Source organism: Pseudomonas sp. B15(2017) (genome assembly GCF_002113215.1).
Classification (GTDB): Bacteria; Pseudomonadota; Gammaproteobacteria; order Pseudomonadales; family Pseudomonadaceae; genus Aquipseudomonas.
In genome coordinates this window covers 25839-41011 of record NZ_NEJZ01000023.1, presented here as the reverse complement: position 1 = coordinate 41011, position 15173 = coordinate 25839, and the positions used below count along the sequence as shown (strand labels likewise).

Genomic DNA, 15173 nt, shown 5'->3' with positions numbered 1-15173 from the left:
GGTTCTCTTTCACCGTCAAGGAGATGACCATGCAAGCGAAAGCCCTGATCACCGCCACCCTTATCGGCCTGCTCCCCAGCGCCAGCCACGCCACCAATCTGATGTACATGCCGTTCGAAACAGTCGTGTCGGATGCGATGCGTGCCGGGCGGCTGGATGGCAGTGTGAAGTTTTATCTGGTCGGCAACGGGCCTCAGGGCACTCAGCGGTTGTTGCAGCGCGGAGTGGTCAGTGACTTGAAGACCAACGGCTTCAACAAGAGCGATCACGACTCGTGCGAGTGGGTGCTGCAGTCGAATCTGATTGCGTTGCAGGCCGAAGCCAAGCGTGTCGGGGCGAATGCGGTGACCAATATCGTCAGCTACTACGACCAGCACGTACGCAAGGATCTGAATACTTACGAATGTCGCGCCGGGGTGTTTGTGACGCGCGTGGCATTGAAGGGGGATCTGGTGCGGCTGCCCTGATCAACCGGCTTCAACCTTGCGCGTGAGCAACTCGACGAATGCCTTGGCCATCGGTGATTTCTGGTCCTTGCGCTGCACCAGCCACACGGCCGAAATCGCTTCAGGATCGAGCAAGGGTCGATAAACCACGCCATCGATGCGCATCCGCTGATAGGACGCCGGCAGCACCGACACGCCCAAACCCGCCGCTACCAGACCGATGATGGTCATGGCTTCGCCCGCCTCCTGTGCAAAATGCGGACTGAATCCGGCATCTCGGGCCAGGTTGATGAGTTGCGAGTACAAACCACTGCCGTAGCTGCGCGGAAAAAACACAAACGGTTCGAGGGCCAGTGCCGAGAGGAACAGCCCCTCTTCAGAGCCCTGCGCCAGCGGATGTTTGGAGCTGAGCACGGCCACCAGCGGCTCGCGCATCAGTTCGACCACGCTGAGCGAATCCGGCAAACCCAGCGGCCGCATGATGCCGACCTCGATCGACTCGTCCACCAGCGCATCTGCCACCTGAGTGCTGCTCATCTCCCGCAGGTTCAGATGCACGGCCGGGAAGCGTTGGCGAAACGAGAAGATCGCCTGGGGAATGGTCGAGTTGAATGGCGCCGACGAGGTGAAGCCGATCTTCAGTTCACCCAGCTCGCCAAGTTGCGCGCGGCGGGCCACGTCGGCTGCTTTATCGACTTGCGCGAGCACCAGCCGCGCTTCCTCCAGAAACAGTCGCCCGGCCTCGCTGAGCTCGACCCGACGATTGGTACGCTCGAAAAGCCGCGCGCCGACTTCCTGTTCCAGTGCCTGAATCTGCTGGCTCAGCGGTGGCTGGGAGATACCCAGCACCTGTGCGGCGCGGCCAAAGTGCAGTTCTTCGGCCACGGCGATGAAGTAGCGCAGATGACGCAATTCCATGAACACTCCATTAGGTCGTTAAAACTATCAAACAGGTCGAACAATATATTGGATAGAAACATTAGCCAGCTATATGATTTTTTCACTGCCTGCCCGCACCCTCCGAGGTCCGATGTGAAAACCGCCGTCGCTCCACTGGCCCATGAAGTTCCGCCCGCTGCGGCGGACGATGTGCTGACCGAACTGCAAGAGATCTACATCGAGAAAGGCACGCCCGCGTTCATGCGCACGGTACTTGCGCTGTTCAGCGGCGGCTTCGCGACGTTCGCCCTGCTGTACTGCGTGCAGCCGATGATGCCGTTGCTGTCCCACGAATATTCGATCAACGCGGCGCAGAGCAGCCTGATCCTGTCGGTGGCCACCGGCATGCTGGCGTTCGGTCTGCTGATCACTGGCCCGATTTCCGATCGGATCGGGCGCAAACCGGTGATGGTTGCCGCACTGTTTGCCGCTGCGTTGTGCACCGTCGCCAGTTCGATGATGCCGAGCTGGCACGGCGTGCTGATCATGCGTGCGCTGATCGGGTTGTCGTTGAGTGGTCTGGCGGCGGTGGCAATGACGTACCTGAGCGAGGAAATTCACCCGCAGCACATCGGTCTGGCAATGGGTTTGTACATCGGCGGCAACGCGATCGGCGGGATGAGCGGGCGTCTGATCACCGGCGTGCTGATCGACTTCGTCAGCTGGCACACGGCGATGATGGTGATCGGTGGTCTGGCGCTGATCGCGGCGGCGGTATTCTGGAAAATCCTGCCGGAGTCGCGCAACTTCCGTTCCCGCTCGCTGCACCCACGCAGCCTGCTCGACGGCTTCACCATGCACTTTCGCGATGCCGGCCTGCCGCTGCTGTTCCTCGAAGCGTTCGTGCTGATGGGCGCGTTCGTCACCCTGTTCAACTACATCGGTTATCGCCTGCTGGCCGAGCCGTATCACCTGGATCAAGTGTTCGTGGGGCTGTTGTCGGTGGTGTACCTGTCGGGCATCTACAGCTCGGCGAAAATCGGTTCGCTGGCCGACAAACTGGGCCGCCGCAAAGTGCTGTGGGCCATCATTGCCCTGATGTTCGCCGGCCTCGCCCTGACGATGTTCACGCCGCTGCCACTGGTGATCGTCGGCATGCTGGTTTTCACCTTCGGCTTCTTCGGCGCCCACTCGGTGGCCAGCAGCTGGATCGGCCGCCGGGCGCTCAAGGCCAAGGGCCAGGCGTCGTCGCTGTACCTGTTCAGCTATTACGCCGGGTCGAGTATCGCCGGGACGGCAGGCGGGGTGTTCTGGCACCTTGGCGGCTGGAACGGTATTGGTTTGTTCAACGGCGCGCTATTGCTGGTGGCGCTGTTGGTGGCGTTGAAGCTGGCGAAGTTGCCGCCTTTGGGTGGTGGCGAAAAGGTTTAGCCACAACTGCGCCCTAGCAGTAACGGCGGGCCAAGGTACACTGACGGCATTCGTCTGCTTTGGTAAAGGAAGCCAGAATGCGCCTGGACCGTCTCCACATTAAGAATTTTCGTTGCTACGAAGATGCCACGTTCGACTTTCAGCCGGGATTCAATCTGGTGGTGGGGGTTAATGGGAGCGGGAAGACGTCGCTGCTGAATGCTGTAGCACAAAGCTTTAACGATATCTTCGGTTCAGTCGGCCATCCTATGACGCTTTCCGACGATGAAGATGTGCGCACGGTCATCAACCATCACGAAAATGGAAACCGATTCGAAAGGGTTTTTCCGCTGGTTTTAGAGGGCCACGGCAAAGCGTTTCAATCTTCATCCTGGGCTCGGGCAAAACATCAACCTTCACACGGTTCGATTCCTCCTATACCTGTGGTGGACATCAACGCTCTCAACTCATCCTCTGCGCTCGCAGGCAAGATTGACCTTCCGCTGATCGCCTTTTATCGAGCAGACCGCCGCTGGACTATCGCCAACACGTCTACCGAACAGGCTGCATCACTGAAACTGTCGCGACTTGATGGTTATAAGAATTGGTCGAACACAGCCACCAATCTGCAAGACTTTGAAAGTTGGTTCGTTAAAAAGACATTGGAGCAACTGCAAAAAGCTTTCCGGTCTGCAAAGCCAGTAACTGAGTTTTACGATGAGCTTTCACTGGTAAATTCTGCCTTGCAAGTGATGTTACCGGGCTCAAGTGGACTTTATTACGACGTCGAACTTGCGAGCTTGATTGTTGAAATGGGCGGCAACGCCACTTCGAAGTTCAGCAATCTAAGTGATGGTCAACGCGGGATGATTGCATTGTTCGCCGATATCGCCCGCCGCATGTGCATCCTCAACCCCCACATGGGCAAAGATGTCCTGAAAAACACCTCAGGCGTGGTCATCATCGACGAACTGGATATCCACCTTCACCCGGCCTGGCAACGCAGCATCGTGCCTGCATTGAGACAGGCTTTTCCCAAAGTCCAATTCATCGCCGCAAGCCACTCCCCACAAATCATCGGCAGCCTGAAACCTGAAGAAGTAATCCTGTTGCACAACGGGGATCCGACTCATCCGCGGGTCACCTACGGTCTGGATTCCAGCAGCGTGCTTGAAGAGGTAATGGGCGTTACGCAGCGCGAACCAGAAATCGAAGATCTGCTGTCCGAGCTTTTTTCCACGTTGGAAGACAACGACCTCGAAAAGGCAAAATCACAACTTGAGGCGCTGAAAAAGAAAGCTCCCGACCTACCGGAATTCGCCGGCGCCGAAGCACTGATCAGGCGCAAGGAGATTCTCGGCAAATGAAGCGAGTGCTCAAAGGAACTGAACCCGCTTCATTTACAGATTGGAAAAACTCGGCGAACGACGAGTGGAGCCCAACTTACCCAACGCTACAAAACCCGCAAAAACGGGATTTGCATAATGCCCTGCTTAAGGAGCAAGGCTTCTTCTGCTGTTATTGCGGCCAGGAAATAGATGCCTCGACCAGCCATATCGAGCACTTCAGACCTCAAGAGCATTTCGAAGAGTTGGCGTTGGAGTTTCACAACCTTCATGCCTCCTGCCTGCGAGAAACCAAGCCCGGCAATCCGTTGCACTGCGGCCATAAGAAGGGCAACTGGTTCGACGAAAACCAACATATTTCTCCCACCGACGAGAACTGTGAACAGCGCTTCCGATATCTGCGAACCGGCGAAATCCAGCCAAAAGATTCTGACGACCTTCCCGCCACAAAGATGATCGAGGTATTGGCGCTAGACATCGCCTACCTCAAAAATCGACGGCAGGACACAATCCGCCGCCTCTTCGATGATGAGTTTGTCATGCAAGTCAGCGAGGAAGAACTTGAGCGGTTGGTGACGGCGATCCGAAATACCGCGATTCCCGATCAAAAAACCTTCGACCACATCATCGCCCGCTACGCCGAACAGCTCCTTGGACGCTAAACCCATCGCAAACAAAAACGCCCGGCATAAGCCGGGCGTTTTTGTTTTCTACCATTAGAGCTGAGCGCCGATCACTGGTGATACTGCGCCGACAACTCATGTACGGCACGCAAGAACGCACCCGCATGCTCAGGATCAACTTCCGGCGTGATGCCGTGGCCGAGGTTGAACACGTGGCCGCTGCCCTTGCCGTAGCTGGCGAGGATGCGCCCGACTTCAGTGCGGATCGCTTCAGGTTTGGCATAGAGCACGGTCGGGTCCATGTTGCCTTGCAGCGCAACCTTGTCACCAACAAGGGCGCGGGCGTTGCCGATGTCGCAGGTCCAGTCCAGACCCAGCGCATCGGCGCCAGCGTCGGCGATGCTTTCCAGCCACAGGCCGCCGTTCTTGGTGAAGAGGATCACCGGCACTTTGCGACCGTCGTGCTCGCGGATCAGGCCGCTGACGATTTTCTTCATGTAGGCCAGGGAGAATTCCTGATACGCCGCCGCCGACAGGTTGCCGCCCCAGGTGTCGAAAATCTGCACCGCTTGCGCACCGGCCTGGATCTGGCCGTTGAGGTACCCAGTCACCGACTGCGCCAGCTTGTCCAGCAGCAGGTGCATGGCTTGCGGGTTGTCGTAGAGCATCGCCTTGGTCTTGCGGAAGTCTTTCGACGAGCCGCCTTCGACCATGTAGGTGGCGAGGGTCCACGGGCTGCCGGAGAAACCGATCAGCGGCACGCGACCGTTCAGTTCGCGGCGGATGGTGCTGACCGCGTCCATCACGTAGCCGAGGTCTTTGTGTGGATCCGGGATCGGCAGGGCTTCGATGTCGGCCAGGGTGCTGACGACTTTCTTGAAGCGCGGACCTTCACCGGTCTCGAAGTACAGGCCCTGGCCCATGGCATCGGGAATGGTGAGGATGTCGGAGAACAGGATCGCCGCGTCCAGTTGCGGATAGCGGTCGAGGGGTTGCAGCGTGACTTCGCAGGCGAATTCCGGATTCATGCACAGGCTCATGAAATCACCGGCCTGGGCGCGGCTGGCGCGGTATTCCGGCAGGTAGCGGCCGGCCTGGCGCATCATCCACACAGGGGTGATGTCTACGGGTTGCTTGAGCAGGGCGCGGAGGAAACGGTCGTTCTTCAGGGCAGTCATGTCGGCATCCGGAAAAAAAGTGCGGGCATTTTCTCAGAGCGCGACGCAAAAGGCACGGATGCAGGTCAGCCTTTTGTCTATCGGGTCAATTTGTCGCAACAAATACGGGGCATCAGCAACAGCGAGAAACAACTGTGGGAGCGAGCTTGCTCGCGAATAGGCCTGTACATCCAACATTGAAGTTGACTGACAGGCCGCTTTCGCGAGCAAGCTCGCTCCCACAGAGTTATTGCTTTTGTTTCAGGATCCGGGTTTAGACGCCCAGGTAATCCAGGATCCCTTCCGCCGCATTGCGGCCTTCGAAGATAGCCGTCACCACCAGGTCGGACCCGCGCACCATGTCGCCACCGGCGAAGATTTTCGGGTTGCTGGTCTGGTGCTTGTACTGACCTTGCTCGGGCGCAACGACGCGACCCTGGCTGTCGGTCTGGATCTCGAACTGCTCGAACCATGGCGCCGGGCTCGGGCGGAAACCGAAAGCGATGACCACGGCGTCGGCCGGGATGATCTCTTCGGAGCCCGGAATCGGCTCGGGGCTGCGACGGCCACGGGCGTCCGGTTCGCCGAGACGGGTCTCGACCACTTTCACGCCTTCGACCTTGTCCTCGCCAACGATGGCGATCGGCTGGCGGTTGTAGAGGAATTTCACGCCTTCTTCCTTGGCGTTCTTCACCTCTTTTCGCGAGCCGGGCATGTTCGCTTCGTCACGACGATAGGCGCAGGTCACCGACTTGGCGCCCTGGCGGATCGACGTGCGGTTGCAGTCCATCGCCGTGTCGCCGCCGCCCAGCACCACGACCTTCTTGCCTTTCATGTCGACGAAATCTTCCGGCGACTTTTCAAAGCCCAGGTTGCGGTTGACGTTGGCGATCAGGAAGTCCAGCGCGTCATACACGCCTGGCAGATCTTCACCGGCAAAACCGCCCTTCATGTAGGTGTAGGTACCCATGCCCATGAACACGGCATCGTATTCGGCGAGCAGCTGCTCCATGGTCACGTCCTTGCCGACCTCGGTGTTGAGGCGGAATTCGATGCCCATGCCGGTGAAGACTTCGCGGCGATTGCTCAGCACGGTCTTCTCGAGCTTGAACTCGGGGATGCCGAAGGTCAGCAGACCGCCGATTTCCGGGTTCTTGTCGAACACCACCGGAGTCACGCCGCCGCGCACCAGCACGTCGGCACAACCGAGGCCCGCCGGGCCCGCGCCGATGATCGCGACACGCTTGCCGGTCGGTTTGACCTTGGACATGTCCGGGCGCCAGCCCATGGCGAACGCGGTGTCGGTGATGTACTTCTCGACCGAACCGATGGTCACCGCACCGAAGCCGTCGTTAAGGGTGCACGCACCCTCGCACAGACGATCCTGCGGGCACACCCGGCCGCAGACTTCCGGCAGGGTGTTGGTCTGGTGCGACAGCTCGGCGGCCTGGAGGATGTTGCCCTCGGCTACCAGTTTCAACCAGTTCGGAATGAAGTTGTGCACCGGGCACTTCCATTCGCAATACGGGTTGCCGCAACCCAGGCAGCGGTGGGCCTGATCGGCCGACTGCTGGGGTTTGAACGGTTCGTAGATTTCCACGAATTCTTTCTTGCGTTGACGCAACAGTTTCTTCTTCGGATCCTTGCGCCCGACATCGATGAACTGGAAGTCGTTATTCAGACGTTCAGCCATTGTTAAAACCTCATCAAACTCTTCAGGCGCATATCACTGCGGGTTGGCACGGGTGCTGGAAAGCAACGACTTCAGGTTGGCAGCCTTCGGCTTGACCAGCCAGAAACGACGCAAGTAGTCATCGAGGTTCTCGGCGAGTTCACGACCCCACTCGCTGTCGGTTTCCGCGACGTACTCGTTCAGCACGTTCTGCAGGTGGCTGCGATAGGCTTCCATCGCCTCGCCGCTGATCCGCTGGATTTCCACCAGTTCGTGGTTGACCCGGTCAACGAAGGTGTTGTCCTGGTCGAGCACGTAGGCGAAACCACCGGTCATGCCAGAGCCGAAGTTGTAACCGGTCTTGCCCAGAACGCAGACAAAACCACCGGTCATGTACTCGCAGCAGTGATCGCCGGTGCCTTCCACAACCGTGTGGGCACCGGAGTTGCGCACGGCGAAACGCTCGCCTGCGGTGCCGGCGGCGAATAGCTTGCCGCCGGTGGCGCCGTACAGGCAGGTGTTGCCGATGATGGCGCTTTCCTGAGTCTTATAGACGCTGCCTTTCGGCGGCACGATGGTCAGCTTGCCACCGGTCATGCCTTTGCCGACGTAGTCGTTGGCGTCGCCTTCCAGGTACATGTTCAGACCGCCGGCGTTCCACACGCCGAAGCTCTGACCCGCAGTGCCCTTGAAGCGGAAGGTGATCGGCGCTTTCGCCATGCCCTGATTGCCGTGCTTGCGCGCGATTTCGCCGGAGATCCGTGCGCCGATCGAACGGTCGCAGTTGCAGATGTCCAGATCGAACTCGGCGCCGCTGAGGTCGTTGATCGCCGATGTCGCCATCTCGACCATTTTCTCGGCCAGCAGGCCCTGGTCGAATGGCGGGTTGCGCTCGACGCCGCAGAACTGAGGCTTGTCCGCCGGGATGTGATCGCTGCCCAGCAGCGGGGTCAGATCCAGGTGATGCTGCTTGGCGGTCTGGCCTTCGAGGACTTCCAGCAGATCGGTACGGCCGATCAGCTCCTCGAGGGAACGCACGCCCAGCTTGGCCAGCCACTCACGGGTTTCTTCGGCGACGTAGGTGAAGAAGTTCACCACCATGTCGACGGTGCCGATGTAGTGATCCTTGCGCAACTTCTCGTTCTGGGTGGCGACACCGGTGGCGCAGTTGTTCAGGTGGCAGATACGCAGGTATTTGCAGCCCAGAGCGATCATCGGCGCGGTGCCGAAGCCAAAGCTCTCGGCGCCGAGAATCGCTGCCTTGATCACGTCGAGACCGGTTTTCAGGCCGCCGTCGGTCTGCACCCGGACCTTGCCGCGCAGGTCGTTCCCGCGCAGGGTCTGGTGGGTTTCGGCAAGGCCGAGTTCCCACGGCGCACCGGCGTATTTGATCGAAGTCAGCGGCGAGGCACCGGTGCCGCCGTCGTAGCCGGAGATGGTGATCAAGTCCGCATAGGCCTTGGCCACACCGGCGGCGATGGTGCCGACGCCCGCTTCAGCCACCAGTTTCACCGAGACCAGTGCATTCGGGTTGACCTGTTTCAGGTCAAAGATCAGCTGCGACAAGTCTTCGATCGAATAGATGTCGTGGTGCGGCGGTGGCGAAATCAGGGTCACGCCCGGCACTGCGTAACGCAGCTTGGCGATCAGCCCGTTCACTTTACCGCCCGGCAGTTGACCGCCTTCACCCGGCTTGGCGCCCTGGGCAACCTTGATCTGCAGCACTTCGGCGTTGACCAGGTATTCCGGGGTCACCCCGAAACGGCCGGTCGCGACCTGTTTGATTTTCGAGCTCTTGATGGTGCCGTAGCGCGCCGGGTCTTCGCCGCCTTCGCCGGAGTTGGAACGCGCACCGAGGCGGTTCATGGCTTCGGCCAGGGCTTCGTGAGCTTCCGGCGACAGGGCGCCCAGCGAGATGCCGGCGGAGTCGAAGCGCTTGAGCACCGATTCCAGCGGCTCGACTTCGCTGATGTCCAGTGGTTTGTCGAGGGTCTTGACCTTGAACAGGTCGCGGATCATCGACACCGGGCGGTTGTCCACCAGCGAGGTGTATTCCTTGAATTTGGCGTAGTCGCCCTGTTGCACGGCGGCTTGCAGGGTGTTGACCACGTCCGGGTTGTAGGCGTGGTATTCGCCACCGTGGACGAACTTCAGCAGACCGCCCTGCTGGATCGGCTTGCGTGGACTCCAGGCTTCGGTGGCCAGAGCTTTCTGCTCGGCTTCGATGTCGACGAAACGCGCACCCTTGATACGGCTCGGCACGCCACGGAAGCTCAGCTCGCAGACTTCCTCGGACAGGCCGATGGCTTCGAACAGCTGAGCACCGCGATACGACGCGATGGTCGAGATGCCCATCTTCGACAGGATCTTCAACAGACCCTTGGTGATGCCCTTACGGTAGTTCTTGAACACCTCGTAGAGGTCGCCCAGCACTTCACCGGTCCGGATCAGGTCGCCCAGCACTTCGTACGCCAGGAACGGATAGACCGCCGAGGCGCCGAAACCGATCAGTACGGCGAAGTGGTGCGGATCGCGTGCAGTGGCGGTTTCAACCAGGATATTGGAGTCGCAGCGCAGGCCTTTTTCGGTCAGGCGATGGTGCACCGCGCCGGTGGCCAGCGAGGCGTGGATCGGCAGTTTACCCGGCGCGATATGGCGGTCGCTCAGGACGATCTGGGTACGACCGGCACGCACGGCTTCTTCAGCCTGATCGGCGACGTTGCGGATCGCCGCTTCGAGACCGACGCTTTCATCGTAGTTGAGATCGATGATCTGCCGCTCGAAACCCGGGCGGTCGAGGTTCATCAGCGAGCGCCACTTGGCCGGGGAAATGACCGGCGAGCTGAGGATCACGCGCGAGGCGTGTTCCGGCGATTCCTGGAAGATGTTGCGCTCGGCACCGAGGCAGATTTCCAGCGACATCACGATCGCTTCACGCAGCGGGTCGATCGGCGGGTTGGTCACCTGCGCAAACTGCTGGCGGAAATAGTCGTACGGCGTGCGCACGCGCTGGGACAGCACGGCCATCGGCGTGTCGTCGCCCATCGAACCAACGGCTTCATAGCCTTGTTCGCCAAGCGGACGCAGTACCTGATCGCGTTCTTCGAACGTGACCTGATACATCTTCATGTATTGCTTGAGTTGATCGACGTCGTAGAAAGCCGAACCGTGATCGTTGTCTTCCATGGTCGCCTGAATGCGCAGGGCATTCTTGCGCAGCCATTGCTTGTATGGATGACGGGATTTCAGACGGTTGTCGATCGCGTCGGTGTCGAGGATCTGCCCGGTTTCGATGTCCACGGCGAAGATCTGGCCCGGGCCGACACGGCCTTTGGCAATCACGTCTTCAGGCTTGTAGTCCCACACGCCGATTTCCGACGCGAGAGTGATGAAACCGTTGGTGGTGGTGACCCAGCGCGCCGGGCGCAGACCGTTACGGTCGAGCAGGCACACCGCGTAGCGACCGTCGGTCATTACCACGCCGGCCGGGCCGTCCCACGGCTCCATGTGCATCGAGTTGTACTCGTAGAACGCACGCAGGTCCGGGTCCATGGTTTCGACGTTCTGCCACGCTGGCGGAATGATCATCCGCACGCCACGGAACAGGTCGATGCCGCCGGTGACCATCAGTTCGAGCATGTTGTCCATGCTCGAGGAGTCGGAACCGACACGGTTGACCAGCGGGCCGAGTTCTTCCAGATCCATCAGATCGTTGGTGAACTTGGTGCGGCGGGCCTGGGCCCAGTTGCGGTTGCCGGTGATGGTGTTGATCTCGCCGTTGTGGGCGAGGAAGCGGAATGGCTGGGCCAGCGGCCATTTCGGCAGGGTGTTGGTGGAGAAGCGCTGGTGGAACACGCAGATTGCGGTTTGCAGGCGCTGGTCACCCAGGTCCGGATAGAACGCGGCCAGGTCGGCCGGCATCATCAGGCCTTTATAAATGATGGTCTTGTGGGAAAAGCTGCAGATGTAGTGGTCGGTATCGGCAGCGTTGGCCACGGAAGAACGACGACGGGCACTGAACAGCTTGACCGCCATGTCCTGATCGCTCAGGCCTTCGCCACCGATGTACACCTGCTCGATCTGCGGCAGGCGCTCAAGGGCCAGGCGGCCGAGGACGCTGGTGTCGATCGGCACTTTGCGCCAGCCGATCAGTTGCAGGCCTTCGGCCAGGATCTCGCGGTTCATGTTCTCGCGAGCGGCTTCGGCCTTGGCCGGATCCTGATTGAAGAAAACCATGCCCACGGCATATTGCTTGGGCAGCTCGACGCTGAAGGTTTCCTGGGCAATGGCACGCAGGAATACGTCGGGCTTTTGAATCAGCAGACCGCAACCGTCACCGGTCTTGCCGTCGGCATTAATCCCACCGCGGTGGGTCATGCAGGTCAGGGCCTCGATGGCCGTTTGCAAAAGGGTATGACTGGGTTCGCCCTGCATATGGGCTATCAGGCCGAAACCGCAGTTATCCTTGAATTCATCTGGTTGGTACAGACCTGCTTTCATAGACACTTTCTCACCAGGCTGCCTCTTGTCGAGGCAAATTTCTTTTCAATTCAACCACTTGCTTGCCGCGCCGAACGTACGCCGGCTTTGCGGGGGCAAAAGGGTGGTCATTGTACACAGCGACACAGAGGCTCACAAATTTGACGACGAAATGTCGCAAATTCATGTCGCATTTGTGAAAGGTTTAAAGCGATCTGCTGTGCTAGTCAAAACTTTTTTAATTTTGACCGCAACGACTCAAAGACTACTGTGACGCAGACACCACAAGGCACGCGACCTGAAAGGAAGCGCGCACTTGTAGAAATTTTGAGGTGCTTGGAGAGGCGGCCTGGGTAAGGCCGCCGAATCTTCAGCGAGTTGTTGCCAGTTCCTGTTGGACGCTGGCGACAGTGCGAGGCCAAGGTTTACCAGCCTGAACCTTCGCTGGCAAGGCCTTGATGGCAGAAACGGCTGCATCACGATTGGCGAAGTTGCCGTAGGTGATCACGTACAGAGGCTTGCCGTTGAGGACTTTCTTGAAGTAACGGTACTCACCGCCCTGCTCCTTGACGAAGTTTTGCGCGGTCGCTTCGGAGCTGGTGCCGAGGATCTGCACCACGTAGTTGCTGGTCGGCTGACCGGCGTACCAGCTGCCACCGGCTGCCTTGGCGACGGTGACCGGCTTCTCGGCAGGTTTGGCGGCGGCAACAGGCTTGGCAGGCGCAGGAGCCGGTTTGGCCGCTGGAGCGGCAGGAGCTGGCGCAGGCTTGGCGGTAGCGACCTGGGTTGGCGCCGGGGTCGGTTTGGCTGCCGGAACCGGAACCGGGGTCGGCGCAGGACCGGCCGGAACGCCCGCCGGTGGCGCAGTGGTGGTCACGGTCGGTGGCGTGTTGCTGGAACCTTCGACCGGCACACCGTCGTCGCCTTCGGTAATGCCGCCAGCCGCTTCAGCCAACGGACCGCGCATCACCGGTTGCGAGTTGCCGACCAGCGGCAGCGGCATCGGCTGGGTATTGCCGTTGAATTCGACGGACGGCGCGCCACCCGCCTGCGGCGTGCCCTGGCCCAATGGCAGTTGCGCCTGCTCGTTGGCCGGCGCACCGGTGGTCGGCGCCTTGTTGCGACCCGGCATCAGCCAGGCGGCAGCGACCGCGACCACAACGACGGCGGAAATCGCCAATACGTGTTTCTTCGGCATGTTGAACCCCATACTTGGACGCTTGACCGCGGAGCGGCTGGCAATCATGACTTCGATCAGAGCATCGCGAGCGACCTGGTTGATGTTGCCCGGCCAACCCTCGGAGCTTTCGTGAATATCAGAGATCTGATCCGCGGTGAAAAGTTCGACACCCCGGCCCGCGCCTTCCAGCCGCTGGTCGAGATACTCGCGGGTTTCTTCTTCGGTGTACGGCTGCAATTCGATGACGTGGAAGCGCTCTTCCTCAAGGTGCAAAGCCTCGAGCTGGGCGATCAGCGACGACTCACCGAACAGGAACACATGCGGGCGGCCTTCCGGAGCGCCGGCGCCCAGCGCCATCAGGGCCTCAAGCGCGGACTCGTCGAGCTGCTCGGCATCGTCAACCAGCAGATAGACTTCCTGCCCTGTCAGCGCCAACTGTACGACCTGATCGAGGATCGCCCCGACCTCGGCCTGCGCCACGTCCAGCGCCTGGGCGATCTGACGCAGCACACCGGCTGCATCGCCTGCGCCACGGGCGGAAACGACAACGCTCTGCACCGATTGCTTGTTGGTGCTGGCGACCAGCGCCTGACGCAGCAGGGTCTTGCCGCTGCCCTGCGGGCCGGTAACCACCAGCAGCAACTGGCTGTAACGCGCCAGATGATGCAGCTGCCCCAGCACCGGCTTGCGCTGGGCCGGGAAGAATTTGAAGCCCGGAACCCGCGGCGCGAAAGGGTCGTGACTTAACTGGAAATGGCCGAGGAACGCCTCGTCGGCATGCAAACTAGTCATCGGAATCTTATTAACCTTTAAGCTGAGCCAGAGCGCGGTAATCCGCTCCCAGCGTGGCCTGTAGAACCTCTTTCGGATAATCGTCGGTCACCACCGCTTCGCCCATCCGGCGCAGCAGCACCAGGCGCAAGCGACCGTCGATCACTTTTTTGTCAATTGCCATGTGTTCAAGAAAATCGGCTTCGGTCATCTCTTCCGGCGGGATCACCGGCAGACCGGCACGCTGGAACAGGCGGATGCCGCGATCACGCTCCTGCTCGCTGATCCAGCCGAGGCGCGCGGACATGTCCAGTGCCATCACGGTGCCAGCGGCGACCGCTTCGCCATGCAACCAGACACCATAGCCCATGTGGGTTTCGATGGCGTGGCCAAAGGTGTGGCCGAGATTGAGGGTGGCCCGCACGCCGGTTTCCTTCTCGTCCGCACCGACCACCGCAGCCTTGGCGGCGCAGGAGCGTTCGATAGCATAGGTCAGGGCCGTTTGATCCAGCGCGCGCAGGGCGTCAACGTTGTCTTCGAGCCAGGTCAGGAATGGCTCGTCGCAGATCAGACCGTACTTGATGACTTCCGCCAGGCCGGCCGACAGCTCGCGCGCGGGCAGGGTTTTCAGGGACGCAGTATCGATCAGCACCACGTTCGGCTGATAGAACGCGCCGACCATGTTCTTGCCCAGCGGATGGTTGATCCCGGTCTTGCCGCCCACCGACGAATCGACCTGGGACAGCAGCGTGGTAGGAATCTGGATGAAATCGACGCCACGCTGGTAGCAGGCGGCCGCGAAACCGGCCATGTCGCCGATTACGCCGCCGCCGAGGGCGATTACCGTGGTGCGGCGGTCATGACGGGCGGTCAGCAGGCCGTCGAAGATCAGTTGCAGGGTTTCCCAGTTCTTGAAGGCTTCGCCGTCGGGCAGCACCACGGAAATCACTGAGAACTGCGCCAGGCTGCGGGTCAGACGCTCGAGATAGAGCGGCGCAACGGTCTCGTTGGAGATGATTGCCACTTGCCGCCCGTGGATATGCGGGGCCAGCAATTCAGGCTGGTCCAGTAATCCTTCGCCAATATGAATCGGGTAGCTGCGCTCGCCTAGGTCGACCTTGAGTGTCTGCATGTGTCCCCACAGTGAAGATGGAAGCAGGCGTCCTGCCCTGAATTATTGGTTGTCTGCGGCCTGTAGCGGGTATGACGC

Annotated in this window: 10 protein-coding genes; 4 read left to right on the top strand and 6 right to left on the bottom strand. The window is 60.2% G+C overall.

What is annotated here, in order from left to right:
• Positions 1-29: 29 nt before the first annotated feature.
• The gene (locus tag CAF73_RS26895; RefSeq protein ID WP_085704951.1) at positions 30-467 is read left to right on the top strand and encodes an excinuclease; all 438 of its coding nucleotides are present in this window, start codon (positions 30-32) and stop codon (positions 465-467) included.
• Here CAF73_RS26895 and CAF73_RS26890 read toward each other — a convergent pair whose 3' ends face one another.
• Positions 468-1364, bottom strand: a complete 897-nt coding sequence (locus CAF73_RS26890) for a LysR family transcriptional regulator (RefSeq protein ID WP_085701104.1) — start codon at positions 1362-1364, stop codon at positions 468-470.
• Between the two features lie 114 nt (positions 1365-1478).
• On the opposite strand from CAF73_RS26890, the gene CAF73_RS26885 reads away from it, so the two are divergent.
• The 3 genes from CAF73_RS26885 to CAF73_RS26875 all read left to right on the top strand — a co-directional run bounded on the left by CAF73_RS26885 (position 1479) and on the right by CAF73_RS26875 (position 4743).
• Complete coding sequence (locus tag CAF73_RS26885) at positions 1479-2756, top strand: MFS transporter (protein WP_085704949.1); 1278 nt, start codon at positions 1479-1481, stop codon at positions 2754-2756.
• Positions 2757-2833: 77 nt separating this feature from the next.
• Positions 2834-4102, top strand: coding sequence for an AAA family ATPase (locus CAF73_RS26880; protein WP_085701106.1), 1269 nt, complete (start codon positions 2834-2836; stop codon positions 4100-4102).
• Positions 4099-4743 (top strand): retron system putative HNH endonuclease, encoded by a 645-nt coding sequence (locus CAF73_RS26875; RefSeq protein ID WP_085704947.1) that lies wholly within the window; start codon positions 4099-4101, stop codon positions 4741-4743. The genes CAF73_RS26880 and CAF73_RS26875 overlap by 4 nt, the downstream gene beginning before the upstream one ends.
• Before the next feature lie 71 nt (positions 4744-4814).
• On the opposite strand, the gene hemE is transcribed toward CAF73_RS26875, so the two are convergent.
• The 5 genes from hemE to aroB all read right to left on the bottom strand — a co-directional run bounded on the left by hemE (position 4815) and on the right by aroB (position 15095).
• Complete coding sequence (hemE, locus tag CAF73_RS26870; protein WP_085704945.1) at positions 4815-5882, bottom strand: uroporphyrinogen decarboxylase; 1068 nt, start codon at positions 5880-5882, stop codon at positions 4815-4817.
• A 253-nt stretch (positions 5883-6135) separates the two neighbouring features.
• Positions 6136-7554 carry an FAD-dependent oxidoreductase gene (locus tag CAF73_RS26865; protein ID WP_007909438.1) on the bottom strand — a complete coding sequence of 473 codons (1419 nt, stop codon included), beginning with the start codon at positions 7552-7554 and terminating at the stop codon, positions 6136-6138.
• A 33-nt stretch (positions 7555-7587) separates the two neighbouring features.
• Positions 7588-12033 (bottom strand): glutamate synthase large subunit, encoded by a 4446-nt coding sequence (gene gltB / locus CAF73_RS26860; RefSeq protein ID WP_085704943.1) that lies wholly within the window; start codon positions 12031-12033, stop codon positions 7588-7590.
• Between the two features lie 349 nt (positions 12034-12382).
• Positions 12383-13984 carry an AAA family ATPase gene (locus tag CAF73_RS26850; protein ID WP_085698120.1) on the bottom strand — a complete coding sequence of 534 codons (1602 nt, stop codon included), beginning with the start codon at positions 13982-13984 and terminating at the stop codon, positions 12383-12385.
• Between the two features lie 10 nt (positions 13985-13994).
• Positions 13995-15095, bottom strand: coding sequence for a 3-dehydroquinate synthase (aroB, locus tag CAF73_RS26845; RefSeq protein WP_085704941.1), 1101 nt, complete (start codon positions 15093-15095; stop codon positions 13995-13997).
• Positions 15096-15173: the final 78 nt, after the last annotated feature.